The organism is Pseudomonas sp. NPDC089392 (genome assembly GCF_044749595.1).
GTDB lineage: Bacteria > Pseudomonadota > Gammaproteobacteria > Pseudomonadales > Pseudomonadaceae > Aquipseudomonas.
In genome coordinates, this window is sequence record NZ_JBIVIF010000016.1 from 31,948 (window position 1) to 57,318 (window position 25,371).

Genomic DNA, 25,371 nt, shown 5'->3' on the forward strand with positions numbered 1-25,371 from the left:
AATGTAGGAGCGGGTTCATCGAGGCGTCGAACCGCCGCGAATGCGGTGGCGGCGGCAATGGTGATCGGCCGGTGGAAATTGGCCGGCAGGCCCGGCCTCTTCGCGGGTAAACCCGCTCCTACGACGGGCTGTGCCGAGCCACCGATGTGTGTGCACTACCGATCAATGTAGGAGCGGGTTCATCGAGGCGTCGAACCGCCGCGAATGCGGTGGCGGCGGCAATGGTGATCGGCCGGTGGAAATTGGCCGGCAGGCCCGGCCTCTTCGCGGGTAAACCCGCTCCTACGACGGGCTGTGCCGAGCCACCGATGTGTGTGCACCCCCGATCAATGTAGGAGCGGGTTTACCCGCGAATGCGGTGGCGGCGGCAACGCTGCACGGCCGGTAGGAATTGGCGGCAGGTATGGCCCTTTCGCGGGTAAACCCGCTCCTACAAACCAGCCAACCCCAACAGGCCAGCAGCAACCCCCCGCCTTGCGCTAAGATGCGCGCTCCTGTCTCTGGAAGTTGCCTGGATGAGCAAGCCCGGTCAAATGGTGTTGGTCGCGTTGCGCAAGATGATCGCCTCGGGCGAGCTGGCGGCCGGCGAGCGCTTGATGGAAGTCCCCACCGCCGAACTGTTCGGCGTCTCACGCATGCCAGTACGCATGGCGTTTCGCACCCTTGAGCAGGAAGGCCTGCTGGTGCGCTTTGGTGGCCGGGGTTTCCAGGTGCGTTCGGTCAGTGCCGATGACATCGCTGGCGCGGTCGAGGTGCGCGGTGTGCTGGAGGGGTTGGCCGCTCGCCAGGCCGCCGAGCGCGGCTTGTCCGCGCAAGCACGCGCGGCCCTGCAACAGTGCCTGGTCGATGGCGACCAGCTGTTCGACAAGGGCTTCGTGACCGAAGAAGATTTAGAGGCCTACCACGACCTCAACATGCGCTTCCACCAGGTGATCATCGAAGCCAGCCACAACCCGGCCATCGCCGATGCCCTGGCACGCAACGATCACCTGCCTTTCGCCTCGGTCACCGCACTGGCCGTGGACCGCCATAACCTGGCCCGCGAATACCGGCGCTTCAACTTCGCCCACATGCAGCACCACGCGGTGTTCGATGCCCTGGTCAACCGCCAGGGTGCCCGCGCCGAAGCGATCATGCGCGAGCACGCCAATGCTACCTTGCGCTATGCCGAGACTTTCGGCGGGGCAACGGCAGACGCGAGCATGAAGGTCATCCTGCCCTCGTCGTAAGCCGGTTCAGATATCCAGCACCAGCAAGGGCGTCTTCGAGCGCGAGCAGCAGGGTGTGAACTGATCGTTCAGGGCTTGCTCCTCTTCGGTAAGGAACATGTCGCGATGGTCCGGCGTACCCTGCAGCACGCGCGTCAGGCAAGTGCCGCAGATACCTTGCTCACAGGACATGGCGATGTCGATGCCGTTCTGTTCCAGCACCTGCACCACTGTGCGGTCGGCCGGCACCTCGAACACCTGGCCCGTGCTGCCGACCTGCACCGAGAAACTGCCGTCGTTGCTGGCATCCACCGCCACCGCCGCAAAGTACTCGCGGTGCAGGCAGGCCTCCTGCCAGCCCAGCTCCTTGGCGCTGTCCAGCACATGCTGCATGAACCCACCGGGCCCGCATACGTACAGGTGCACATCGTCTTGCGGGTTGCCCAGCACCCGCGCAATGTCCAAAGCGGTTTCCGGCTGCTCGTCAAAATGTACGGACAGGCGATCAGCGAAGGGCGCGTTGCGAATACGCTCGACAAAGGCCGCACGCTCACTGGAGCGGGCACAGTAGTGCAGCTCGAAATCCCCGCCATTCTGGGACAGCTGCTCGGCCATGCACAGGATCGGGGTAATGCCGATGCCCCCGGCGAACAACACACTGCGCCGCGCCCCCTCAGCCAGCGGGAACAGGTTGCGCGGCGCGCTGATACGTAGCCGTGCGCCGGCCTGCACCTGCTCGTGCAGGCTGCGTGAGCCACCCCGCGACGCCGGGTCATTGAGCACTCCAATCAAATAGCGGTGGCGCTCTTCGGGGTGGTTGCACAGCGAATACTGGCGCACCAGCCCAACGGGCAGGTGCACGTCGATATGTGCGCCGGCGCTGAACGCCGGCAGCAGGCTGCCATCCGCCGCTGCCAGTTCGAAACTGCAGATGCCCTGCGCTTCATCGTTACGGGATACCACTACGGCATCGATCATGTTGGCGGTTCCTCAGGCAGGGGTGGCGCTGGTGGCGATCAGTTGCGGCTGCGGCGCACGCTCTTTGGCGGTGATCCGTTCCAGCACCTTGCGCGACTGCACGCCGCCAGCATCGATGTTCAGCTTCAGCAGGTTGCGCTCGGGGTAGGCCAGCAGGTTTTGCTGCTGGCGTTCAAGCATTTCCAGGTCTTCGCTGAAAATCTTGCCTTGGCCCTCACGAATGTTGTCGGTCAGCGTCTGATCCTGCGCCGCGAAATTGCGCGCCATGCCCCAGAAGTACCAGATCGAGGTGTCGCTCTCCGGGGTGATGAAGTCGACCACAATGCTCGACGCCTTGTGCTGCGCCTCGGCGTGGTAGCCCCCCTTGCCGGCATGCGCCACGCCCACTTCGATCAGCACATGGCTGGGTGGGGTGAAGCGGCAGATCTGCCAGCGGTCCACCGGCACATCGTCGGCCAGGCCATTGCCACGCAGGGCCATGCGCCAGAAGGGCGGGGCCATGATGTTTTCCATGTGCCGGGCGGTGACCACTTCGTCGCCCGTGACGGTGGTGACTGGCGGCGCTTCGTCGATTTCCTTCTGGCCGATGCTGGAGGCGTGCACGTAGGTTTCGTGGGTCAGGTCCATCAGGTTGTCGATCATCAGGCGGTAGTCGCAGCCAATGTGGAACAGCCCGCCGCCGTAGGCCCACTCGTCATTCACCGCCCATTCCAGGTGCGGGATCAGCGCCGGGTCGGCCTGCGCCTGGTCGCCGGGCCAGACCCAGATGAAGCCATAGCGCTCCACCGCAGCAAAGGTCTTGTTGCACGGAAAGCCGCGTACCCGCTGGCCTGGCATCGACACAGTCTTGCCGTCGTAACCCATGACCAGGCCGTGGTAGCCACACACCAGGTTGCCGTCCTCGACATAGCCCAGTGACAACGGCGCGCCACGGTGCGGGCAAAAGTCCTCGACGGCCGCTACACGGTTCTCGTGGCCACGGTAGAACACGATCTTTTCCCCGCAGATCTGCCGGCCCAGGGGCTTGGTGGCGATCTCGTCGGGGGTGCAGGCGACGTACCAGGTGTTTTTGGGGTACATGGGGGGAGGCTCCGGGGTTTTGTTTTTATTTAATGGATCCATTAGAGCCGTGACGGGTGAGCTTGGTCAACACGAATGATCTGATATCTGCGGGTTTTGTGCGATTATCGGATTTTTGTGGATCCATTGATGCTGGCGCTGCTGATAGCGCCCCACCTGACCGAAATCGACTCCAAAGCAAGCCCGGCCCCTGTAGGAGCGTCCTTGGGTCGCGATAGGGCTGCGCAGCAGCCCCAGGGCCCGCGCAGACGCATAAATTGCCGGGGCTGCTGGCAACAAGGCCCCAGCTCGATCGCATCGACCTCTGCCATGCGCAATCTTTGTGGGAGCGGGCGCGCCCGCGAATCAGGCGACGCGGCGGCTGGCACCGGCTTTGCCGGTGTTCGCGGGCACGCCCGCTCCCACAAAGATTGCGTAAGCCTTTAGATTTTGAGCAAAACAGTTGCGCCCATAAAAAGGCCGCGCAGGTCAGTTCGAACGACACGACATCAAATGAAATTGCCTCATCGGCAGGTGTACTGAAGGTAAAGCGCACATCATTCAAGTTGCTCATGCAAACTCCTGCGGGTCATCCCATCGGGCAGGTTCATGGCGCCGAATGCATTGCAAGGCGCGCGGCGTAAGTGCACTAAAGACCGTAGCGAGGAATCCATTCCGGGTCGTCGAAGTAAGTTCGACAGGTGCTGTAGGAAACTTCTGAAAGTGCAGGTTTACGCTTGTAAAAGGCAAAGTCGTAGTTGCTGTGCCCACGGGCACAGTGACTGTTGATTCAAGTCAGTTCGGCGTGGCCGAAGTTATTGCTGCAGCATTGTCTGCAATGAGGCCAATACCTGCTGGGTAATACCGTTGAGCTTTATGGCGAAGTACACGTAGACGCCGGTACAGAACACGCCCATGACTGCCCAGGGGGTCCACCAGGGCAGCTGACGCCGCATGCGAAAGTGGCGGGGCGCGATGTTGGCGAATTGGGCGATCAGGAATTACATCGGGAGCGGCGGCAACAGATATTGCAAGAGTATCTGTTGATCGCCTGCTCCACGTATCGTCATTGACTCAGCGATGAACACTGCCGTGTGATGCGCTGGCGATCAAGCTTGCCCCGCATGCAGTCTTCATACCGTCGAGCGCGACGGGCACGCCGTTGACGCGGTAGGTGTCACTGCCCTCAATGATGGGGAACTCACCTTTGCATAGGGGGCAGAAGACCATGTTGCCCTTGCCGGCCATTGGTTTGCCGTTGAGATTGGTATGAGGTATAGAGGTAAGAACTGTGCCCCCATGATCGGTTGTGTCTCCAAGTCTTATGATAACTTTCACAATAATTTACCCATTCGAAAGTTGGTGTGGTAGCCGCTTGAGCGTTGGCGGTTTGGCGTCATTTTAATATGCGGGCCTGTAGCCTTCTTCACTGTTCCTTTTCTGGTGAATTCCGGTCATTAAGAAGCGGTGCCATTGCTTCCCGCAGGCAAGAGCATCATCCGTCCAGAAGTGATTTTCAATGATGTCTCCGTTGCAAGTCTTAACTCTGGCGTGCGCTAATTGCTTGAGTAATTTTCTTAACTCTTTGTTGACTACCCTAGATGTTGGGGAAGGGGCCGCGCTGTAACGACTTGCTCCGATTGAGAACTCATCTTCACCTCCGTATTGTATTGTTACGAAATTTATGCGCTGTTCTCTTAATACTTCTGATTGTTGGATGCCTAGGATTTGTGAGTCGCTTGATTTGTCTCCAAGTAGCAGATCTAACTTTGAAGCTGTTATCCAGGAGTGATCATTGTCTGTAGAGAGTTTTTGGTAGCTGGCTTCAGGGCTGCATGCTCCGTAAAGCGTCAGGTTGGTGATCTTTATTAGCTCTTTATTGAGGTTGATGAGTTCGTTAAGCTTTATGAAGATGTTGATGTCCATTATTTTTTATCCTTCCAGGGGCAGTATGCGCGAAATTGGACTTCATCTTATTGGTAAACGTTCAATTCTGTTAGTGACCCCGCGATGGCCATATCTATTGTTTCCGAAAAAGTTTTCCCTATTTGGTTTACTCTGGAGAGGTCGATGTCTCCTAAGTCGAAAGTGCATATTTGGGGTTGGGTACTTGTGTAGTCTAATGCAATGCATATAGAACCGCCGTCTGTACCTATGCCGACATAGCTAACTCCTAGATATTTGGAGATTTGGTATTCTTGGTTAAGTTTTTCGACGAGGCCTGCTGGCCATAGGTCAATGTAAATGTTGCTGAACTTGCAGTTGCCTCCGTTTGACCATTGTAAGAACGATCTGTAATCGTTCGGAAGTTTTTTATGAATGGATTTTTCAAGGTCGTCAATTTCACGAAGGAGAGCGCCCGGCTGCGCCTGCCATTGTGATGTGATTGCCTTGATTGTGTTGTTTATGTTCAATTTATTCTTCATGAAAATACCTGTAGGCCTGTTTGATTGCCTTGCGCTTACAGCGTTCACTGATTCCGGCTGCGCCTAGATCTCTATAGGCATTATTAAACTCATCAGTTAGTGAAGTTCCCCACCGTGCCTCGCCTGCTAATAGTCGTTCATCCCTCCTTGCGTTCTGTCTAGTGGTTACGATGGCGTGTTGAGGGGATGCAGTTAACAGTATAGATGGTGCAGTTTGCTTTCCTCCTTTGGCATAGCCTGGGATGTTCTCCGTTGCCCAGGCGTTCTGAATGATGTGGTGCGACTGTTTTCCGCCGGGTCTTGGAGATGGTTGGTTACCATGAGATGCTACATCGCACGGATCACACGGACATTTTTTTAGTCCGAGGGGGTCGATCCATGTGACCGGATTTGGTGTGTAATGATATAGGTTAATTGAGCCGGTGAACCCAATAGGGTCTTTCCCAATAAACCTAGTTATGCGTGGATCGTAGTAACGGTGTCTGTTGTAGTGTAGCCCGGTTTCGATGTCGTGATACTGTCCTTGGAATCGTAGTGGGTTATTAATTCCTCTCTGTTGTGCTTCGCTCTTGGATTTTTTGTCAAGTTGCCCCCAAGCTTTAAAGGCTCCGCTCCATGAGATTTTTCCCGCTGCGTCCGTAAGCTCCATGGGGGTACCCAATTGATCACATTGGTACCACGCAAATTCACTAATCGGTTCTGGCTTTGGCATGTGCAGCCAGACCGGATCCCGGTCAATGCTGTAATGGTCGCCATACTGAGGCTGCGCCAGAAGGTCCAAGACAGTGTTGGTCACGGCCTGGGCTACAGGCACGAACGTCCCCGGCTCAAACACGTAATGAGTGGTGCTGCCACCCCGTTCTTCCTGATCACGACACTCCGTGGCAAGCGTATCGCCATCCCACGTGAACCACGTAAAGCCACACCCCAGCTCCTCATCGCGCTGACGCCGAGCATTCTCGTTCCACATCGGTCCTGCTTGCGGGCGGTCCAGATACTTGGAGCGTGAATTCTTGTAGAGGCGGCGGCCTAATGCGTCATAGGCAAAACTGACAACTAACCGGTCGTCTTCGTAACGCCGCAGGCGGTTGTACAGATCTCAAACGAAGTGGTCGGTCTTGCCGTTCTCGATCCGCTCCAGCAGGTTGCCGCGCTCGTCGTATCGGTACTGTGTGCCGCAATAGCTGAGCAGCACATTGTCGCTGATCCTGCGCGGTGAGTGCGGGTTAGGCCCTGGCGGTGCTTCGGGGTCCAACAGGTTACTCGCCGGGTCGAAGGCAAATGTCTCCTTGTTGTAGTTTTGGGTGGCTTCGAGCAGCCGGCCCACCGGGTCGTAACGGTAGTACGTGTCACCGCGGTTCAGGTCATTGATGTGGGTCAGCTGGCCGCTTTCGTCGTATCGATAATTGCGAGCCGCGATACGCTTGGTGGCGCCACGGTGTGCCAAAGTCTGTTCGAGTAGCTGGCCATTCGCGGTCCAGGTTTGACGCTGGATCAGGCCATTGCCTTGCTCGCGGCCAATCTCCCGGTGCAGGTCATCACGTTGATAGTTGAGCAGCTCGTGGTCGTCGAATTTCAAACCAAGCAGGTGCCCGCTGCCATAGGTGAGCCAGCTGACCCGATGGCCATCGGGCCGCGTGGTGGCAACCCGCAGGTTGAGGGCGTCATATTCGTGGGTGAACACGGCGACCTTCGGCTGCTGCATGTACTTGAAGTGCTGGTGCTCGCGGGTATTGTTGCCCGCCAGGTCATAGAACCACTGCAGCTTGCAGTCTTTGTTTTCGGCAAGCCGCGAATTTGGCCGACCAGATCGGTCTCAATGCTTCAGCCAAGATATTGGGCATGGCAGACGCGGGAAAAGTCGGGAGCATTGGCTACCTGGTAATGTCGTTAACTAATGCGCTCAAAAATCGAAAACGCCGAAGTGCAATAGCCGCGACATCGCACAGCAATAAGCCTAGCCAAGCTCAACACACGCAACAGCAGAACGGCCTGACAACCCGTGGCACCGAGCGCCCCCCCGTTAAAGACCCCAACTGCCGAAACCTTGCAGCGGCCGGTACTGGCGCAAACATCAGCTTTGCGACGGGAAGTGAGTCCTTCACACATACAGACTTCTCATTGCCTGGATGCTTCCCGATCGAGTGGGCACGGACCTATCGTTCCAGCCTGGCCGCATTGGACACTGGGCCATTCGGCGCAAGGTGGATCACGCCCTACACGATCTTCCTGGAGTGCACTGATGACGGAGGTCTTGCCTACCAGGACTCTGAAGGCAGGAGCCATCAGTATCCAAACCTGAACGTTGGCAAACATCACTACGATGCCGTCGAAGATGTCTTACTCATTCGAGCCTCGGACAACGAGCTGATCGTTGCCCGCGGCCATGACACCCAAGAGCATTTTCAAAAGCAAGGAGGTACGTACCGTCTGACCTCCATCCAGCATCGCAACGGCGCAAGGCTGAACCTGCACTACGAGCACATTCACAACAACAAACCACTGCTATCGGACCTGCTCACTTACCAGGAAGATCGCCAGCAGCACCATCTCCACCTTGAGTACGGCGGAAACGGCCTGATCTGTTCGGTCTGGATGATGGCGGATGGTCTTGCGCAACGCCAACTGGCCGCCTACGAGCAGGATGCCGAGGGTGATTTGATCAGCGCACGCGACGAACACGCTGCGCAATGGCGCTATACCTACCACCGTCACCTCATTACGCACTACACGGACCAAACCGGGCGCGGTTTCAATCTGGAGTGGGACGGTGACGGCCCCACGGCGAAAGCCATACGGGAATGGGGCGACGACGGAAGCTTCGAGACTCGACTGGAATGGGACAAGAACATCCGGCTGACCTATGTAACCAACGCTCAGGAGCAGGAAACCTGGTACTACTACGACATCCTCGGCTTCACCTACCGCATCGTATACCCGGACGGAAATGAAGAGTGGTTCTACCGCGATGATGCCAAGAACGTAGTTCAACATATCCATACCGACGGCAGCGCGGAGCAGTTCGCCTACGACGAACGCGGCAACTTGCTGCAGCATACCCGCGCTGATGGTACGTCCGTTCACCATGCGTACGATGATCTGGGCCAGTGCTTCAAGACCCGCGATGCCGAAGGTGGGCTTTGGAGATACGACTACGATCAGCGCGGCAATATCATCGAAACCCAGGATCCACTGGAGAACAAAACCCTCTTCACCTACAACAGCGATAACTTGCCCATCGGCATTACCGACGCCAACGGCGGAGAAAAGAAGCTGGCGTACAACCGGGAGGGACGACTGACCAGCTATACCGATTGCTCGGGCAAGACCACACAGTGGAAATACGATTCGTCAGGTCAGTTGGTCAAACTAATCAACGCCGCTGGCGAAGTCACCGAGTACCAATACGAGGCTGGCCAACTGGTGCTGCTGGTCCATCCGGACAAGACCACCGAACGCTTCGAGCGCGACGCCGAAGGCCGCCTGCTCAGCCACACCGATGCCCTGCACCGACGCACCCGGTGGACCTACAACGAAGCTGGGTTGATTTATCAGCGCCTCAACGCCAACGACACCACCCTCACTTACCATTGGGACAAGCTCGGCCAGCTCGAGCGCCTGCGCAACGAAAACAACAGCGAAGCCAGCTTCAGGTATGACCCCGTTGGCCGACTGCTCAAGGAAACGGGCTTCGATAAGGAAACCACGCACTACCTGTACGACAACGGCAGCAACTTGCCCACCCGCCGTGTGGATGGCGACAGGACCACACACTTTGAATACGACCCGATGGGCCGCCTCATCCAGCGCAAGGCTGCACGCCGTGGCGGTGACAAGTGGGAGATAGAGACCTTTGCCTATGACGGCAATGGCAACCTGCTTGCTGCCAACAATGGCGCCTGCAGGCTGCAATGGTTCTACGATGCCGCGGGCAACAATACGCGCGAATACCAGTGGCTGGATTATCTCGCCAAGCCACAGGTTGCCGTGTTCAAGCATGAGTACGATGCCCTCAACCAACGCATCGCCACCACACGCCCCGATGGGCATCGGGTCAGCTGGCTGACTTATGGCAGCGGCCACCTGCTGGCGCTCAAACTCGATGACCAGGAATTGATCAGCTACGAGCGTGATGATCTGCATCGAGAGATCGGCCGCACAGCCGAGCCGAATCACCGGGTAGTGCAGAGGCTTCTCCCAGGGGCGTGTGCGCTGAGCTGGCGACAGCAGGTGGATCCGCCGCATACAGACTCAGCCCTACATGGCTGATGTCATTGTTGGGCCCGCCGATAGGGAGCGTCGGGTCCATGACCACCTGGTACGCCTTGCTGATCGTAGTGCAGCCGCTCAGTGCCAGGCAGGCCAGAACTACACCGATGGGCTTGTTCATCGCATCTCCCTGCCGAAGATCTCAGCGATGGAAGGGTCAATGCGGGATTGCGAAACCTTGTCCAGGTAGGCTTGGGGATCAAGTTCATCCGTACGCTCGGGTTCTGGGGTTTGGAACAGATTCAATGCATCGGTAGTCGGGGGACCGAGTACTTGGAGCGGACATAGGCGCTGTGTGGCCTGCAGGGCTGAAAGCGGATTATTGTATGAGTGAAGCTCCGGCTTTTCTTCGGCTTCGCCCTCGTCGCACAGGCGAATGGCAATCTGATAGTCGCCGATTCGCAGCCTGTCGTTGTGCCTGAGGCGGATAGGCGTGCCTGATGGAAGTGCTGTGTCACTGCCGTTCATGAAGCTCTCGCCGCTGTGGTCAATGATGCAGAAATGGCCTTCATGCCAGCGGACTTCGCAATGCACTGGCAGGATCCGGGCTTCGCGATCGTGTAGCCGCCAGGTTGCTTGAGTGCCAAGTGTGCCGCCTGCTTTATCGAAGCGGTGCTGCGGCTCGCTGCCATGCAGCAGTGTTTCCGGGTTCAGGACGGATAGGGTGAGGCCGAGGGAGGGAACATTTGTACTCATGCGCGTACCATGATGCGAACAGGGGGAGGTGTGGGGTCTTTGCGGTCAGCCATGAAGCTGGTCCAGCCCAGGTGAGTGCCATGCTCGGCCCGGAGGCTGAAGGGCGGCGCTTCTTCGGCACGCATGCGCAACTCCAGGTCATAGGCCCCGACATCGCGAAGCAGAAACTCCACTAGCCGGGCCAGGCGCTGGTAGTTGTCACCACTGGGAAGGAATTCACGGAACTGCTGCTGGTCCAGGCCCGCAATCACGATGGTGAACTTGCTGCTGCGTGACTCGGTGCTGCCGCCCACCAGAAAGTTGTCGTTGAGCGCGCAGTTGCGCGAGCCCAAGCCGTTGCGTTGAGACTGCGGAATCAGCACGGTGCGCTTCATCACCCAGCCTGTCGGCCCGTAGCACGTCGGCAACCGGGAAAGACAGTTTTGGGGACACTTCCAGGCGTACACGGCGGCGCGTCTCGCGAGCTGGCGGGCGTTGCTCCAGGTCATCGCCGTGCAATAGGTACAGTAATTCAATCAATTGAAAGTAGTTGTACCGATGGGCGTCTTTTAAAGCAATGTCCACCTTGCCATCCGCGAGCTGATCGTCTGGGTTTTCCATGGCTGAACCTCTTGCCGGAGCAACGAAATAGATGCTGATCCTAGATGGATGGTTTTGAATTTACTCCTTGATTTCATTTCAAAAAGTTAACGGGCGTAAGTTAAGGATTTATCTGTAGGAAGTTTCCTTTAATGGTGGTTGGCTATTACACGTCTTGTGCGATCCCATACATACTATCTATGAGTTGAAAGTGTTTTTTTGACAATGAAACAGTACGCCAGGCCACCAAAGACGACCGCTTGTTCATTACGAAAATAAAATGAATATTCAGGTGTGCTTGCCCGAACCTGCTATTCCTAAAGGAACACCCAACCCACCAAGGCCCCTCGATGCTGGTCATCGAAAACCTCCACAAATCATTCCCCACCCCCCAAGGCCCACTCCCGGTGTTGCAAGGCGTCGACTTGCGCCTGTCACGCGGCAGCAGCCTGGCCCTGATGGGCGAGTCAGGCAGTGGCAAGAGCACCTTGCTGCACCTGGTGGCCGGCCTGGACCGTGCCGACAGCGGCCGTATCCTGATCGACGACGTTCCGCTCGACAGCCGCTCGGAAGCATCGCTGGCCCTGTGGCGGCGGGAGGAGATTGGCTTGGTGTTCCAGCAGTACAACCTGATCAGCAGCCTGGACGTTGGCCAGAACCTTACGTTCCAGGCCCGCCTCGCTGGGCGGCATGACCCGCACTGGGCGGTTTACCTGGCAGAGCGCCTGGGGTTGGCAAACCTGCTTTCGCGTTACCCGGAACAGCTATCAGGCGGTCAGCAGCAACGCGTCGCCATCGGCCGCGCACTGGCCGGGCGCCCGGCCTGGCTGCTGGCCGACGAACCCACCGGCAGCCTTGATGAAGCCAGCAGCGACGAGGTGCTGAGCTTGCTGCTGCAACTGGTCGCCGAGGCCGGCAGCGGTGTACTGATGGTGACCCACAGCCCCCGACTGGCAGCGCGCTTGCAGCAGCGTTGTTACCTGCAGGCCGGCCGCGTGCAGCGCGAGCTGGGTTCGTGAAACTTCTGTCGCTGGCCCTGTTGGCGCTGCTCAGCCATTGGCGCCGCCATCGTATGCAATGTTTCAGCATCTTCACCGGCCTGTGGCTGGCCACGGCGCTATGGACTGGCGTGCAAGCGCTGAACAGCCAGGCCCGTAGCGACTATGCCCGGGCCAGTGCGGTACTGGCCGGGCCGCTACAGGCGCAACTGCTGCCGCGCCATGGCGAGCGCTTCGACCAGGCGCTGTACGTGCAACTGCGCAGGCAGGGCTGGGCGGTGTCGCCGGTGCTGGAAGGGCGCTTGCGCCTGCCAGGCGAGCCTGCGCGCAGCGTGCGGCTGATCGGCATAGATCCGTTGAGCCTGCCGCCGGCCAGCAGTATTGCCGGTGTGCAGCCACAAACGTTCGACCTGCAAGCTTTCATCGGCACACCCGGGCAAGCCTGCGTTGGGCCAGACACCTTGCGTCTGTTGAATGTAGAACCTGGGCAGCCGGCACGCGACAGCGAAGGCCAGCTGCTACCGCCTTTGCTCGTGCAGCCAGCGCTGGCACCTGGGGTGATCGTGGTCGATATCGGCCACGCCCAGGCGCTGTTGCGCGCGCCTGGGCAGTTGTCACGACTGCTGGTGGCCAGTGCATTGGGGACTCTGCCCACAGATGTCGCGCCCTACCTTGAACTGCAACCTCAGCAAGACGATGGTGGATTACAGCGCCTGACCGACAGTTTCCACCTCAACCTCACTGCCCTTGGCCTACTGGCGTTCGTCGTCGGCCTGTTCATCGCCCATGCCGCGATCGGCCTGGCGCTGGAGCAGCGGCGTGGGCTGATCCGTAACCTGCGCGCCTGTGGCGTCAGCCTGAACACCCTGCTGTGTGCCCTGGTCCTAGAACTGGGCCTGTTCGCGGTGCTGGGTGGGCTCGCCGGGGTGGCCAGTGGTTATGGGTTGGCGGCGTGGTTGTTGCCCGATGTCGCCGCCAGCCTGCGTGGCCTTTATGGCGCACAGGTCGCGGGTACGCTGAGCTTGCCTGCGTGGTGGTGGTTGTGGGGTGTGCTGGTGAGCGTACTCGGTGCATTGGTGGCAGGGCTGAGCAGTGTACTGCGGGCAGCACGGTTGCCATTGCTGGCGTTGGCGCAGCCCCAGGCCTGGCGATTGGCGCAGGGGCCGTGGTTGAAGCGTCAGGCTTCAGTGGCGGGCCTGTTGCTGTTGCTGGCTTTGGGCTGTGGCGTGCTCGGGGATAGCCTGCCCAGCGCTTTCGCCATGCTGGCAGCGCTGCTGCTGGCGGCGGCGCTGTTGTTGCCGGCTTTGCTCGACCGGGTGTTGGCCTGGCTGGCGCGTCGTTGCCGGCGGCCGTTATCACAATGGTTCGTTGCTGACAGCCGCCAGCAGCTGCCGGCCTTGAGCCTGGCGCTGATGGCCCTGTTGCTGGCGCTGGTCGCCAGTGTTGGCGTGGGCAGCATGACCGAGGGTTTTCGCAAGACCTTTGTCGGCTGGCTTGACCAGCGCCTGTCCGCCGACCTGTACGTCACCCCACGCGATGCTGCCCAAGGCTTACAGATAGCCGAGTGGCTCGGGCAGCAACCGGCAGTCCGCGTGGTGCTGCCTGGCTGGCGTGTGGAAACACAGCTGCAGGGCTGGCCGGTGCAGGTTCAAGGCATCGTCGACCACCCTGTCTATCGCACGCGCTGGCCATTATTGGCGCAGCAACAGCAGGCCTGGGAGCAATTGGCCAGCGGCCAGGCGGTGATGCTCAGTGAACAGCTGGCCAGGCGGCTGAAGCTGCAACTGGGCGATCGCCTGAAGTTGCCTGCCAACGCGTCGTCAACCATGGCCGTTGTAGGCATCTACGCCGATTACGGCAACCCCAAGGGGCATGTACTGGTCAATGCCAACTGGCTGCGTGACCGTTGGCCAGAGGCAGCGTTGACGGGCCTGAGCGTCGACTTGCTTGTTGAACAAGGGCCGACCCTCAAGGCTGAGTTGCAACAGCGCTACAACCTGGACGACAGCCGCGTGGTCGAGCAGGCACGGCTGAAACGCTGGTCGACTGACGTGTTCAACCGCACCTTCGCCGCCACCGCCGCGCTCAATAGCCTCACTCTTGGCGTGGCCGGTGTGGCGCTGTTCATCAACCTGCTGACGCTGGGCCAGGCCCGGTTGGGTCAGTTGGCGCCACTGTGGGCGCTGGGCGTGCGGCGCGCACATCTGGTCTGGTTGAGCCTTGGCCAGACACTCATGCTGAGCAGCCTCACCGTATTGCTGGCGATCCCGCTGGGGCTGTTGCTGGCCTGGTGCCTGGTCGCGGTGGTGAACGTGCAGGCGTTCGGCTGGCGTTTGCCGCTGCACCTGTTCCCCATGCAGTTACTGCAACTGGCTGTGCTGGGTATGCTCACCAGCCTGTTGGCCAGCGCCTGGCCCCTATGGCAACTGGCACGTCGCCAGCCGCGCGAACTGTTGAGGCCGTTTGCCGATGAAGCGTAACGCCTGGCTGTTGCTCTGCGGGTTGCTGTGCGGCTGTGATCAGCCGGCACCGCAGAGCTATGCCGGGCTCGGGCGGCAGGCGGGCGAGTTCAGCCAGGTGACCCGCGACCTTCGCCTTGCTTTCCCGCGTGACCACGGCCCCCACGATGGCTTTCGTATTGAGTGGTGGTATGTCACCGCCAACCTCAAGGATGCCCAAGGTCGCGACTGGGGCGCGCAGTGGACGCTGTTCCGCTCGGCCTTGCGCCCTGGCCCGGAAACTGACGACTGGAGCAGCCCGAACCTGTGGATGGGGCACGCGGCGTTGACTGGCCCGGGGGGGCATCAGTCTGCTGAAACCCTGGCGCGTGGTGGTATCGGCCAGGCCGGGGTGCAGGCCCAGCCGTTTCGGGCGTGGATCAATGACTGGTCGCTGCAGGGCAGGGACGGTATCGACAACCTGCAAATGGCGGCGGGTGCTGAAGGTTTCCGCTACGACTTGCACTTGTATAGCGATCGGCCGCTGGTGCTGCATGGGGATCGGGGCTACAGCGAGAAGTCCGGCAAGGGCCAGGCTTCGTACTATTACAGCCAGCCGTTCTACCGTGTGCAGGGTGACGTGCAGCGTGGTGGCCAGTGCATCGCGGTCACTGGGCAGGCCTGGCTGGACCGTGAATGGAGCAGCCAGCCGCTGGCGGCCGGGCAGACGGGCTGGGACTGGTTTTCCCTGCACTTGGACAATGGCGCCAAGCTGATGCTGTTCCAGGTACGCGAGGCGCAGGGGGAGGCCTACCGCGCTGGGACCTGGGTTGGGCCGCAGGGTGAGGTGGTGGCGTTGCAAGGGGGGCAGATCCAGCTGCAGGCGCTGGCCTGGGCGCGGCAGAACAACGGCAAGCAGGTGCCGACGCGGTGGCGGGTTCAGGTGCCTGGGCATGGGGTGGATGTGCAGGTTGAGGCCGTGGAGTCGCAGGCGTGGATGCAGACGCGGTTTCCCTATTGGGAGGGGCCGGTGCGCTTGAGCGGGAGTGCGGGTGGGCGTGGGTATCTGGAGATGACCGGCTACTAGCACCTTGGATTTCGGCCATGACGCGGTCCCTTGTAGGAGCGGCCTTGCGTCGCGATAGGGCCGCAAAGCGGCCCCGGCAATGTTGCGGCAATGCGAAGATCTTGGGGGCGCTTTGCACCCCTATCGCGACACAAGGCCGCTCCTACAAGGGGGCCGCTTTGACATCAAGTCATGTGCAGCCCTGGGGGAGCGGGCACGCCCGCTCCCACTAAGATTGCGCAAGCTTTCAGATTTTGAGCAAGTCAATTGATCCAGCAGCAGCCCGCGTCAGCCCGGTCAATCCTTGATCAATGAGCGCAATACCGCGCGCGCTTCCTCGGTACGCAAGCACTCGATGAACAACCGGCTTTCCCGCGCCACCGTGGCCTCCAGCTCGGCCCGCTGGCTGTCCCTGAGCAAGCGCTTGCTGATCCGCAGCGCCGCCTGCGGATACCCTTGCAGTTGCCGCGCTAGCCGCCGGGCCGCAGCCAGGCACTGTTCGCCATCCTCATGCACTTCATTGGCCAGCCCCCAGGCCACCGCCTGTTCACCATCAAGCAACGCGTTGCCCAGCAGCAAGCTGGCGGCACGGGCTTGGCCGAGCAAGCGCGGCAGCAACAGGCTGGAGCCAAACTCCGGGCATACGCCCAATGGCGCAAAGGGCATGCGCAGTTTGCTTGAGCGGCTTACCAGCACCTGGTCACAATGCAAGAGCAAGGTGGCACCAATGCCGATCGCAGCACCACTGACCGCAGCGATCAGTGGCTTGTCCAGGCCCATGACCACCCGCATCAGGCGGAACACCGGGCTGTCGAGGTCGCTGGGCGGGTTGTCGAGGAAATCGCGCAGGTCATTGCCCGCGGTAAAGCAGTGCGGCCCACCGGTGATGATGATGGCGTCGACATCAGGGTCTTCACCCGCCGCCAGCAGCAGGTCACCCAGCTGTTGGTACATGGCGGTATTCAGGGCATTGAGCTTGTCGGGGCGGTTGAAGGCCAGGGTCAGCAAGCCCTGGTCCAGGTCGCGTGTGATCAGGTCGTTCATGGCAGCCGCTTTTGTTGTTGTGGTCGGGCCCAGGCGGGCATTGGCGCATAGGGTTTATCACGCGGTCCGGCTTGTTGTACAGTCGTTCAGCCCAGCCTATTACCAGAGACCCGCCGATGAATCAGGAAGCCCGCTACCACCGCATGCTGCCGGAATTGCGCAAAGCCAACCTGGTCGAGGCGACCCTGGTGTGCCTCAAGCGCCATGGTTTCCAGGGGGCTTCAATTCGCAAGATCTCGGCCGAGGCCGGGGTTTCGGTCGGGCTGATCAGCCATCACTACGCAGGTAAGGACGAACTGGTGGCCGAAGCCTACATGGCCGTCACCGGCCGGGTGATGGGCTTGCTGCGCGAGGCCATGGCCCAGGCCGCGCCCAATGCCCGCGAACGGCTGTCGGCGTTCTTTCGCGCCTCATTCTGCAGCGAGTTGCTCGACCCGCAATTGCTCGATGCCTGGCTGGCGTTCTGGGGCGCGGTGAAAACCGCCGACGCGATCAACCAGGTGCATGACCACTCCTACGGCGAATACCGCAACGAACTCAGCCGGCTACTGGCAAAGCTGGCTGAAGAAGAGGGCTGGCAGGGTTTCGATGCCGACCTGGCGGCTATCAGCCTGAGCGCCTTGCTCGACGGCCTGTGGCTGGAGTCGGGGCTCAACCCCGGCACCTTCACCCCCGAGCAGGGCGTGATTATCTGCGAGGCCTGGGTCGACGGCCTGCAGGCCGGTGGTCGGTGGCGCTTCAGCCTGCCGGGGGGCTGTTGATCGCCCGTTCAGTAACGAGTACGCTGCTGTCGCGAGTGTGTAGAACAACACCAATAAAAAAAGAGACGACACGCAATGACGCCTCGGGTATTGATCGTCGATGACGATCCGCTTATTCGTGACTTGCTGCAGGCCTATCTGTCCCAGGAAGGCTATGACGTGCACTGTGCCGACACCGCAGAAAGGGCCGAAGCCCTGCTCGGCAGCCAGGATGTCGACCTGGTGTTGCTGGACATCCGCCTGCCGGGCAAGGATGGCCTCACCCTGACCCGCGAGCTGCGGGTGCGTTCAGAGGTCGGCATCATCCTCATCACCGGGCGCAACGACGACATCGACCGCATCGTTGGCCTGGAATGCGGTGCCGACGACTACGTGATCAAACCGCTTAACCCCCGTGAGCTGGTATCGCGCGCCAAAAACCTGATCCGCCGCGTGCGCCATGCCCGCGAAGTGCACCCGGCCCCGGCCTGCGCGCAATCGCTGAAGCAGTTTGCCGACTGGGCGCTGGACACCGACCGCCGGCGCCTGATCGACGCCCGAGGCGGGCAAACGCTGCTGACCCATGGCGAGTTCCAGTTGCTCAGCGTGTTCTTGCGCAACAGTGGCCACACCCTCAGCCGCGACCAGTTGATGGACCAGATCCGCAATCGCGAATGGGTGCCCAACGATCGCTCCATCGACGTGTTGGTCGGCCGCCTGCGGCGCAAACTGCATGACGACCCTGCCGAGCCACAACTGATCATCACCATTCACGGCACCGGTTACCTGTTTACTGCCAGCGTGGCAGCATGAGCCCTGGCTCCTGGGTACTGGCCCTGTCGTTGCTCGCTGCGCAGGCCAGTGCCACAGAGCCGGTGCGCTACTGCGACTACCCGGTGTACCCGCCGATTTCCTGGAGCGACGGCCACCAGGTGCGTGGTGTGGCCCCGACCGTAGTGCGCGAGCTGTTCGCCCGCATGGGCTACCCGGTGCAAACCATAGTGCTGGGTAACTGGAAGCGCTGCCTGATGGACGCCGCCGCCGGGCGAGTAGACGTGGTGCTGGCCTACAACAGTGACCAGCGCGACCAGCGCATGCGCTTTTCCACGGTGCCGGTGCTGCGCGAGGAAGTGGCAGTGTTCTACAACCGCTTGCGGCCCGTGCAATTCCAGCAGCTGGAAGACCTGGCCAGTTATCGCGGCGGCCTGCTGTACGGTGAAAGCTACGGTGCCGAGTTCGACCGCTTTCTTGCCCGCCACCAGAACATCGAGCGGGTGTCTTCCAGCCAGCAGAACTTTGGCAAGCTGATCCGCGGGCGCATCGACTACGTGATCCAGGAGCGGCGCACCGGCCAGCTGTTCATCGAGCACCTGCCCGGGGCGCAGGACATCCGCGTATTCCCCACGGCACTGAGCGTGGACTACCTGCGCGTTGCGGTTTCGCGGCAATCACCCCTGAGCCAGCGCATGGACGAGATCGACGAGCAACTGCGGCGCATGAACCAGGCGGGCGAGATCGAGCGCTGGCTGGAACAGAGCGAAGTCACCTACCGCGACATGGTCAACCTGCCGGCGGATGCCCGATGATCCGCCTGCACACCGATGGCCTGCTACGCCGCCTGCTGCGGTTCATCCTGCTGTTCAGCCTGTGCTTCACCGTGCTGGCCAGCTCGGTGCAGCTGTACTTTGAATACCGCCGCGAGATGCGTGACATCGAGGCGCGCATGGCATTGATCCGTGCCGGTTACCTGGCCAGCCTGGAGCGCAGCCTGTGGGACCTGGACGAGGCGCAGCTGGATGTGCAGCTGCGCGGTCTGGTGGACTTTTCCGACGTGGCCCGGGTGCGTTTGGTGAGCGACGATTTCCAGCTGATGCGCGGTGAGGCCGAACCCAAAGGGCCGCTGCGCATCGAGCGTTTCCCCCTCGACTACCAACCACCCTCGGGGCCGGCCAGGCACTTGGGCGAACTGGAAGTGAGCATCGACCTGGGGGCGGTGCACCGGCGGCTGTACGCCACCGGCCTGGCCAGCCTGCTGTGGATGGGCGTGTTCCTGTGTGGCCTGGCGGTAGCGCTGTCGGGACTGTTCTATCGCTTGGTCACCCGCCACCTGCAAGTGATGGCCGAGTTCGCCCGCCGTATTGGCGCCGGCCATTGGCAGGAACCACTGCACCTGGGTCGCCGCCGTGCGGCGCGCCCTGATGAAATCGACACGGTGGCGAATGCCCTGGACGACATGCGCCGTGCCATCCTCAGCGACATTGAACGCCGCGAACGCGACCGCCTGGTCCTGCAGGACAAGCGCGACGAACTGCAGGCCATGGTCGAGCGGCGCACGGCCAGCCTGGCCCGGGCCAAGGACGAGGCCGAAGCCGCCAACCTGGCCAAGTCACGCTTCCTGGCAACCATGAGCCATGAACTGCGCACACCGCTCAACGGCATCCTCGGCATGGCCGAACTGCTGCGTGGCGCTCGGCTGGAGGCGGCTGACCGCCAGCGGGTCGAGGCCTTGTACAAGGCTGGCGAAGGGCTGCTGGCGATTCTCAACGAAGTGCTGTATTTCGCCCGGCTTGAAGAGGGCGAGAGCCGCGCCGAGCTGGTCGGCTTTTCTCTGCGGCAGTTGTGCCAGGAAGTGCTGGCGTTGCTTGAACCCATGGCCATGGACAACGGCGACACCTTGCAATTGGTGCTCGATGAGCAGTTGGCCGGCTACCAGCACGGTGCCGAGCAGTACCTGCGTCAGGTGCTGAGCAACCTGCTGGCCAATGCCATCAAGTTCACCGAGCACGGCCAGGTACAACTCAAGGTGCAGGTGCTGACCAGTAGCGAGAACTCGCAGCGCCTGCGGCTTTCGGTCAGTGACAATGGCATTGGCATCGAGCCCGCCGTGCAGGCGAGGATCTTCGACCGTTTCGTCCAGGCCAGCGAGGCGGTGGCACGACGCTATGGCGGCACTGGCCTGGGCCTGGCGATCTGCAAGCACTTGGTGGAAAAGCTGGGCGGTAGCATCGGCCTGGACAGTGTGCAAGGGCAGGGCAGTTGCTTCTGGTTCGAGCTCGATGTGGCTTGTGGGCAGCCCGTGCCGGTTAGTGCGCCGGCCCTGTCGCCCCTGCCCAGCCTGGACATCCTGGTGGTCGAGGACGTGGCGCTGAACCGCGAAGTGGCGGGTGGGTTACTGCTGCGCGAAGGCCACCGGGTGAGTTTTGCCGAAGACGCGGGGCAGGCCTTGCAGGCCTGCGCACAGCGGCGTTTCAACCTGATCCTGCTCGACGTGCACCTGCCGGGCATGAGTGGGGTGGAATTGTGTCGGCAGCTGCGTGCCACGCCCGGGCCCAACCGCCATAGCCGGATGCTGGCGCTGACAGCCGGCGTGCAACCGGGGCAAGTGCCGGGTTATCTGGAGGCTGGCATGCAAGGGGTGCTGGCCAAGCCCTTGCGCCTGGATAACCTGCGCAAGGCGTTGGCCGAGTCGGCCCCTTGCGAAGTGGCGGGGGCTGACGCAAACATGGACTGGTCACTGCTGGATACCCACCGCTCGCTGCTGGGCGAGCAGAAGCTGCAAGGCTTGCTGAAAGTGTTGCGCCAATCGCTGGAGCAGCACGCCGCGGCGCTGGCCGAGGCGCTGCCGGCCCAGGACTTTACCGAAGTACTGCACCTGGCCCATCGCCTGGCCGGCAGTTGCGATTCGCTGGGTTTCGCCGGGCTGGCTGCATTGTTACGTCGCCTGGAAGAAGCGGCCCGCCAGCATGACGCACAGGCGTTGCAAGCCCTCGGCGAGCCGCTGACCGCTCAGCTTGGCCAGGCCCGCACTACCCTGGAACAGCTGATCCAGAGCTGACGTACAAAAAACTTACGACTTTTTACATCTTCGATCCGTTCGTACAACGGCACCTTACATTCGTTTCCAATAATCCATGGCAACCGCCTTGCACGCGGTCCATGAGGCTTATTGGAGACAACAATAATGACATGCCGTAGCACTCAGCCCCTCTTCTACATCACACCGCGTGGCGCCGCCGCGTGGCCCTGCACCGGCCGCAATGGCGAGGTGCGCCATGACTGACAGCCACGAGAAAATCCAGCTTACCCGCGCCCTGAAAAGCCGGCACATCTTCATGCTGTCGTTGGGTGGGGTAATCGGCACCGGGTTGTTCATGGGCTCGGGCGTGACTATCAACCAGGGTGGCCCGGTGGGTGCGATCCTCGCCTACCTGGTGGCCGGCTTGCTGATGTACCTGGTGATGGTCTGCCTGGGCGAGCTGTCGGTGCAGATGCCGGTGTCCGGCTCGTTCCAGGCTCACGCCACCAAGTTCATCGGCCCGGCCACCGGCTTCATGATCGGCTGGGTGTACTGGATGAGCTGGGCTACTACCGTGGGCCTGGAGTTCACCGCCGCCGGCATGTTGATGACCCGCTGGTTCCCGGAGGTGCCGATCTGGTACTGGTCGGCGCTGTTCGTGGTGGTGCTGTTCGGCCTCAATGCCCTGGCCACCCGCGCCTTTGGCGAGGCCGAATACTGGTTCTCGGGCATCAAGGTGGCGACCATCCTTGGTTTCATCGTCATTGGCCTGTTGGTGATCTTCGGCGCCATCCCGCTGAGCAGTGGCGCACCGGCACCGATGCTCAACAACCTGATGGGCGAGTCGCTGTTCCCCCACGGCCTGTCGGCGGTGTTCGCGGTAATGATGACCGTGGTCTATGCCTTCCAGGGCTGCGAAATCATGGGCGTGGCCGCTGGCGAGACCGAGCACCCGGAAAAGAGCATTCCGCGGGCGGTGCGCAACGTGGTGTTCCGCGTGCTGATCTTCTACGTGCTGGCAATTGCCGTGCTGTCGGCCATCGTGCCGTACGAGCAGGCCGGACTGATGGAAAGCCCGTTCGTGCAGGTGTTCGACATGGTTGGCATCCCTTACGCCGCCGACCTGATGAACTTCGTCATCCTCACCGCCATCCTCTCGGTCGGCAACTCCGGGCTGTATGCGTCCACACGCATTCTCTGGGCGATGTCCAAGAGCGGCATGGCACCCAAGAGCCTGTCGCCGCTGAGCAAGCGTGGCGTGCCGTTGCGGGCGCTGAGCATCACCCTGTGCTTTGCGCTGATCTCGCTGATGACCAGTTTCGTGGCCGCCGACACCCTGTTCATGGTGTTGATGGCGGTGAGCGGCATGTCTGGCACCGTGACCTGGATCGTCATCGCCCTGGCGCAGTACCGCTTCCGCAAGGCCTATCTGCGTGATGGCGGGCAGCTGCAGGACCTGAAGTACCGGGCGCCGCTGTACCCGCTGGTGCCGCTGCTGTGCATCACCTTGTGCAGTTCGCTGTTTGTGTTTCTGGCGCTGGATGAGACGCAGCGGCCGTCGCTGTACTGGGGCTTTGGCTTTATAGCGCTGTGCTATGCGGCGTACTTCTTCGTCAACCGTCGGAGGCAGGGGGCCTTTGCGCCGAGTGCGCCTGGGTTTTGATGCCGGTAGGTGTTCGTCGCTGCATGTTTATCGCCTGTGAAATCGAGCGCCGCCCGCGCGGCGCTTCGCAGCACAAGGCTGCTCCTACATTTGTTTCGGGCCAGTCACGCCTGTGCCAGCGCGCGCGACCGCCTTGTTGGTCCAACACGATATCGAGGTGGACGCCAAGGGGCCGCGCGCCTTTGCCTCAGGAATAACTGGCCAGAAACAGATGTAGGAGCAGCCTTGTGCTGCGAAGCGCCGCGCGGGCGGCGCTCGATCTCACAAGCAACGAAAATGCCACGACGAAAACCATCGCTGTAACAGCAAAGACCGAGTTGTGCGAAGTTGTAACAGCCCATCCCGCCTTGTTGAACACTCGTTTAGTATCTCCCTCATCAAGCCCTCCCCATAACCATCACAACAACCCCGAGGCCCCCCATGACCACCCCGTCGTCGTCACTGTTGAGCAAGGTCGAAGCCGGCGTTGCCTGGATCACACTCAATCGCCCCGAGCAGCGCAACGCGCTGGATATCCCCACCCTCAAGCAGCTGCACGCCTTGCTCGAAACCTGCAACACCAACCCGGCTGTGCGCGCGGTGGTGCTGACCGGCAGCGGCCGCAGTTTCTGCGCCGGTGCCGACCTGGCCGAATGGGCCGCGGCCGAAGCCCAGGGCACCCTGGAAAGCTACGGCTGGACCGAAACCGCCCATGCCCTGATGTTGCGCCTGCACAGCCTCGACAAACCCACCATCGCCGCCATCAACGGCACCGCCGTGGGCGGTGGCATGGACCTCAGCCTGTGCTGCGACTTGCGCATCGCCGCCGCCTCGGCGCGCTTCAAGGCCGGTTACACCAGCATGGGCTACAGCCCCGATGCCGGTGCCAGCTGGCACTTGCCACGGCTGATCGGCAGCGAGCAGGCCAAGCGCCTGCTGTTCCTTGATGAGTTGTGGGGCGCCGAACGCGCATTGGCCGCCGGGCTTGTCAGCGAAGTCTGCGCCGACGAGCAACTGCCTGCGGTGGCCGCCGAACTGGCCGGGCGCCTGGCCAACGGCCCGACGTTCGCCTACGCGCAGACCAAGCGGCTGATCCGCGACGGCGCCCAGCGCACCCTGGCCGAACAACTCGAAGCCGAACGCCAGGCCGGCCTGCTGTGCGGCCGTAGCCAGGATGGCGTCGAGGCGCTGCAAGCCTCGGTAGAGCGCCGCGCACCGCGTTTCACCGGCCAGTAACCGATACCCGACCCTCACCAGGACCTTCGCAGATGAATTTCCAACTGACCCAAGAACAAGAAATGTTGGTGGAAGCGGTACGCAGCTTTGTTGCCAAGGAGCTGCTGCCCCATGAGGAAGCGGTGGACCGTGCCGACGCCGTTTCGCCGGAGCTCGCCGCGCACATTCGCGGCAAAGCCATCGCCGCCGGGTTCTATGCTTTCAACATGCCCGAGGAAGTCGGCGGTGGCGGCCTGGACTACCTGTCCCAGGCGCTGATCGAACGCGAACTGTCCAAGGTGTCCTGGGCCTTGCACGTGTTCGTTGCGCGGCCGTCGAAAATCCTCATGGCCTGCAAGGATGAGCAGGTCAACGACTACCTGCTGCCGTGCGTGCAAGGCGAGAAAGTCGACTGCTTCGCCCTCACTGAACCGGGGGCCGGCTCTGATGCCAACGCCATCAAGACCCGCGCCGTGCGCCAGGGCGATGATTTTGTCATCAACGGCAGCAAGCACTTCATCAGCCATGCCGGCCACGCCGATTTCGCCATCGTCTTCGCCGTCACCGACACCTACGAGCACAACGGGCGCAAGCGCAATGCGGTCACCGCCTTCCTGGTGGACCGTGGCACGCCGGGCATGACCATCCGCCGTGGCCCCAAGTGCGTGAGCAACCGTGGCTACCACACCTACGAACTGTTCTTCGATGACTGCCGGGTACCGGCCAGCAAGGTGCTGGGCGAGGTCGGCAAGGGCTGGGAGGTGGCCAACGCCTGGCTCACCGCCGGCCGGGTGATGGTCGCCGCCAACTGCGTGGGCCAGGCCCAGCGGGCCCTCGACCTGTCGCTGCAATGGGCTGCCGACCGCAAGCAGTTCGGCCAGGCCATCGGTAGCTACCAGGGCGTGTCGTTCAAGCTGGCCGACATGGCCACGCAAATTCGCGCCGCCGAAATGCTCACCCTGCACACCGCCTGGAAGATGGACCAGGGCAGCATGACCGATGGTGAAGCCGGTATGGCCAAGCTGTTCGCCAGCGAAACGCTGGGCAAGGTTGCCGACGAAGCCGTGCAGATCTTTGGTGGCATGGGCCTGATGGACGAAGGGCCGGTCGAGCGCATCTGGCGCAACGCGCGCATCGAGCGCATCTGGGAAGGCACCTCGGAAATCCAGCGGCACATCATCGCCCGCGAACTGCTGCGCCCGTTGCTGCGCTGATTG

The 25,371-nt window shown here is 61.4% G+C and carries 23 protein-coding genes and 1 pseudogene; 12 read left to right on the forward strand and 12 right to left on the reverse strand.

The annotated features are described in order from the left end of the window. The first annotated feature begins 515 nt into the window (after nucleotides 1-515). The gene (locus ACIP1G_RS15540; RefSeq protein ID WP_400738526.1) at nucleotides 516-1,229 is read left to right on the forward strand and encodes a GntR family transcriptional regulator; all 714 of its coding nucleotides are present in this window, start codon (nucleotides 516-518) and stop codon (nucleotides 1,227-1,229) included. Nucleotides 1,230-1,235: 6 nt separating this feature from the next. On the opposite strand, the gene ACIP1G_RS15545 is transcribed toward ACIP1G_RS15540, so the two are convergent. From ACIP1G_RS15545 to ACIP1G_RS15580, 8 genes are all read right to left on the reverse strand, one after another. Then, on the reverse strand, nucleotides 1,236-2,186 hold the full coding sequence (locus tag ACIP1G_RS15545; protein WP_400738529.1) for a PDR/VanB family oxidoreductase: 951 nt from the start codon (nucleotides 2,184-2,186) through the stop codon (nucleotides 1,236-1,238). A 12-nt stretch (nucleotides 2,187-2,198) separates the two neighbouring features. Then, complete coding sequence (locus ACIP1G_RS15550; RefSeq protein WP_400738530.1) at nucleotides 2,199-3,266, reverse strand: Rieske 2Fe-2S domain-containing protein; 1,068 nt, start codon at nucleotides 3,264-3,266, stop codon at nucleotides 2,199-2,201. Between the two features lie 25 nt (nucleotides 3,267-3,291). After that, the gene (locus ACIP1G_RS15555) at nucleotides 3,292-3,819 is read right to left on the reverse strand and encodes a hypothetical protein (RefSeq protein ID WP_400738532.1); all 528 of its coding nucleotides are present in this window, start codon (nucleotides 3,817-3,819) and stop codon (nucleotides 3,292-3,294) included. 500 nt (nucleotides 3,820-4,319) lie between these two features. Further along, the gene (locus ACIP1G_RS15560) at nucleotides 4,320-4,583 is read right to left on the reverse strand and encodes a PAAR domain-containing protein (RefSeq protein ID WP_400738534.1); all 264 of its coding nucleotides are present in this window, start codon (nucleotides 4,581-4,583) and stop codon (nucleotides 4,320-4,322) included. 63 nt (nucleotides 4,584-4,646) lie between these two features. Continuing rightward, a complete protein-coding gene (locus tag ACIP1G_RS15565) occupies nucleotides 4,647-5,171 on the reverse strand; it encodes a hypothetical protein (RefSeq protein ID WP_400738536.1) in 525 nt (174 codons plus the stop codon). A gap of 47 nt (nucleotides 5,172-5,218) precedes the next feature. Continuing rightward, entirely contained in the window at nucleotides 5,219-5,671 is a 453-nt protein-coding gene (locus ACIP1G_RS15570) for an SMI1/KNR4 family protein (protein ID WP_400738538.1), read from the reverse strand. After that, entirely contained in the window at nucleotides 5,661-6,641 is a 981-nt protein-coding gene (locus tag ACIP1G_RS15575) for an RHS repeat-associated core domain-containing protein (protein ID WP_400738541.1), read from the reverse strand. Before ACIP1G_RS15575 ends, ACIP1G_RS15570 begins: the two co-directional genes overlap by 11 nt. A gap of 129 nt (nucleotides 6,642-6,770) precedes the next feature. Next, nucleotides 6,771-7,376 (reverse strand): hypothetical protein, encoded by a 606-nt coding sequence (locus ACIP1G_RS15580; protein WP_400738544.1) that lies wholly within the window; start codon nucleotides 7,374-7,376, stop codon nucleotides 6,771-6,773. A 92-nt stretch (nucleotides 7,377-7,468) separates the two neighbouring features. Between ACIP1G_RS15580 and ACIP1G_RS15585 the strand changes: the two genes are divergently transcribed. Beyond that, on the forward strand, nucleotides 7,469-9,940 hold the full coding sequence (locus ACIP1G_RS15585) for a DUF6531 domain-containing protein (RefSeq protein WP_400738547.1): 2,472 nt from the start codon (nucleotides 7,469-7,471) through the stop codon (nucleotides 9,938-9,940). A gap of 117 nt (nucleotides 9,941-10,057) precedes the next feature. On the opposite strand, the gene ACIP1G_RS15590 is transcribed toward ACIP1G_RS15585, so the two are convergent. The 3 genes and pseudogenes from ACIP1G_RS15590 to ACIP1G_RS15600 form a co-directional block, all read right to left on the reverse strand. Continuing rightward, the gene (locus ACIP1G_RS15590; RefSeq protein ID WP_400738549.1) at nucleotides 10,058-10,636 is read right to left on the reverse strand and encodes an FHA domain-containing protein; all 579 of its coding nucleotides are present in this window, start codon (nucleotides 10,634-10,636) and stop codon (nucleotides 10,058-10,060) included. Next, nucleotides 10,633-11,010 (reverse strand): type VI secretion system baseplate subunit TssG, encoded by a 378-nt coding sequence (locus ACIP1G_RS15595; RefSeq protein WP_400738734.1) that lies wholly within the window; start codon nucleotides 11,008-11,010, stop codon nucleotides 10,633-10,635. The genes ACIP1G_RS15590 and ACIP1G_RS15595 overlap by 4 nt, the downstream gene beginning before the upstream one ends. A gap of 10 nt (nucleotides 11,011-11,020) precedes the next feature. Then, a pseudogene (locus ACIP1G_RS15600) lies at nucleotides 11,021-11,236 on the reverse strand (type VI secretion system baseplate subunit TssG); the annotation flags it as partial. A 329-nt stretch (nucleotides 11,237-11,565) separates the two neighbouring features. Between ACIP1G_RS15600 and ACIP1G_RS15605 the strand changes: the two are divergent. From ACIP1G_RS15605 to ACIP1G_RS15615, 3 genes are read left to right on the forward strand one after another with little or no spacing between them, the layout of a single operon-like run. Further along, a complete protein-coding gene (locus tag ACIP1G_RS15605; RefSeq protein ID WP_400738552.1) occupies nucleotides 11,566-12,234 on the forward strand; it encodes an ABC transporter ATP-binding protein in 669 nt (222 codons plus the stop codon). Continuing rightward, on the forward strand, nucleotides 12,231-14,693 hold the full coding sequence (locus ACIP1G_RS15610) for an FtsX-like permease family protein (RefSeq protein WP_400738555.1): 2,463 nt from the start codon (nucleotides 12,231-12,233) through the stop codon (nucleotides 14,691-14,693). The genes ACIP1G_RS15605 and ACIP1G_RS15610 overlap by 4 nt, the downstream gene beginning before the upstream one ends. Then, on the forward strand, nucleotides 14,683-15,738 hold the full coding sequence (locus tag ACIP1G_RS15615; RefSeq protein WP_400738558.1) for a lipocalin-like domain-containing protein: 1,056 nt from the start codon (nucleotides 14,683-14,685) through the stop codon (nucleotides 15,736-15,738). Before ACIP1G_RS15610 ends, ACIP1G_RS15615 begins: the two co-directional genes overlap by 11 nt. A 276-nt stretch (nucleotides 15,739-16,014) precedes the next feature. On the opposite strand, the gene ACIP1G_RS15620 is transcribed toward ACIP1G_RS15615, so the two are convergent. Next, nucleotides 16,015-16,761, reverse strand: coding sequence for an enoyl-CoA hydratase (locus ACIP1G_RS15620; protein WP_400738561.1), 747 nt, complete (start codon nucleotides 16,759-16,761; stop codon nucleotides 16,015-16,017). A gap of 116 nt (nucleotides 16,762-16,877) precedes the next feature. Here ACIP1G_RS15620 and ACIP1G_RS15625 point away from each other — a divergent pair, with 116 nt between their 5' ends. The 7 genes from ACIP1G_RS15625 to ACIP1G_RS15655 all read left to right on the forward strand — a co-directional run bounded on the left by ACIP1G_RS15625 (nucleotide 16,878) and on the right by ACIP1G_RS15655 (nucleotide 25,368). Beyond that, nucleotides 16,878-17,522, forward strand: a complete 645-nt coding sequence (locus tag ACIP1G_RS15625; protein WP_400738564.1) for a TetR family transcriptional regulator C-terminal domain-containing protein — start codon at nucleotides 16,878-16,880, stop codon at nucleotides 17,520-17,522. Nucleotides 17,523-17,597: 75 nt separating this feature from the next. Further along, complete coding sequence (locus ACIP1G_RS15630) at nucleotides 17,598-18,314, forward strand: response regulator (RefSeq protein ID WP_400738566.1); 717 nt, start codon at nucleotides 17,598-17,600, stop codon at nucleotides 18,312-18,314. Beyond that, nucleotides 18,311-19,087, forward strand: a complete 777-nt coding sequence (locus tag ACIP1G_RS15635; protein WP_400738568.1) for a substrate-binding periplasmic protein — start codon at nucleotides 18,311-18,313, stop codon at nucleotides 19,085-19,087. The genes ACIP1G_RS15630 and ACIP1G_RS15635 overlap by 4 nt, the downstream gene beginning before the upstream one ends. Next, nucleotides 19,084-21,336, forward strand: coding sequence for an ATP-binding protein (locus ACIP1G_RS15640; RefSeq protein WP_400738571.1), 2,253 nt, complete (start codon nucleotides 19,084-19,086; stop codon nucleotides 21,334-21,336). The genes ACIP1G_RS15635 and ACIP1G_RS15640 overlap by 4 nt, the downstream gene beginning before the upstream one ends. Before the next feature lie 217 nt (nucleotides 21,337-21,553). Then, the gene (locus tag ACIP1G_RS15645; RefSeq protein WP_400738573.1) at nucleotides 21,554-22,960 is read left to right on the forward strand and encodes an amino acid permease; all 1,407 of its coding nucleotides are present in this window, start codon (nucleotides 21,554-21,556) and stop codon (nucleotides 22,958-22,960) included. 420 nt (nucleotides 22,961-23,380) lie between these two features. Then, entirely contained in the window at nucleotides 23,381-24,175 is a 795-nt protein-coding gene (locus tag ACIP1G_RS15650) for an enoyl-CoA hydratase/isomerase family protein (protein ID WP_400738576.1), read from the forward strand. Between the two features lie 32 nt (nucleotides 24,176-24,207). After that, on the forward strand, nucleotides 24,208-25,368 hold the full coding sequence (locus tag ACIP1G_RS15655) for an acyl-CoA dehydrogenase family protein (RefSeq protein ID WP_400738579.1): 1,161 nt from the start codon (nucleotides 24,208-24,210) through the stop codon (nucleotides 25,366-25,368). Nucleotides 25,369-25,371 lie beyond the last annotated feature (3 nt).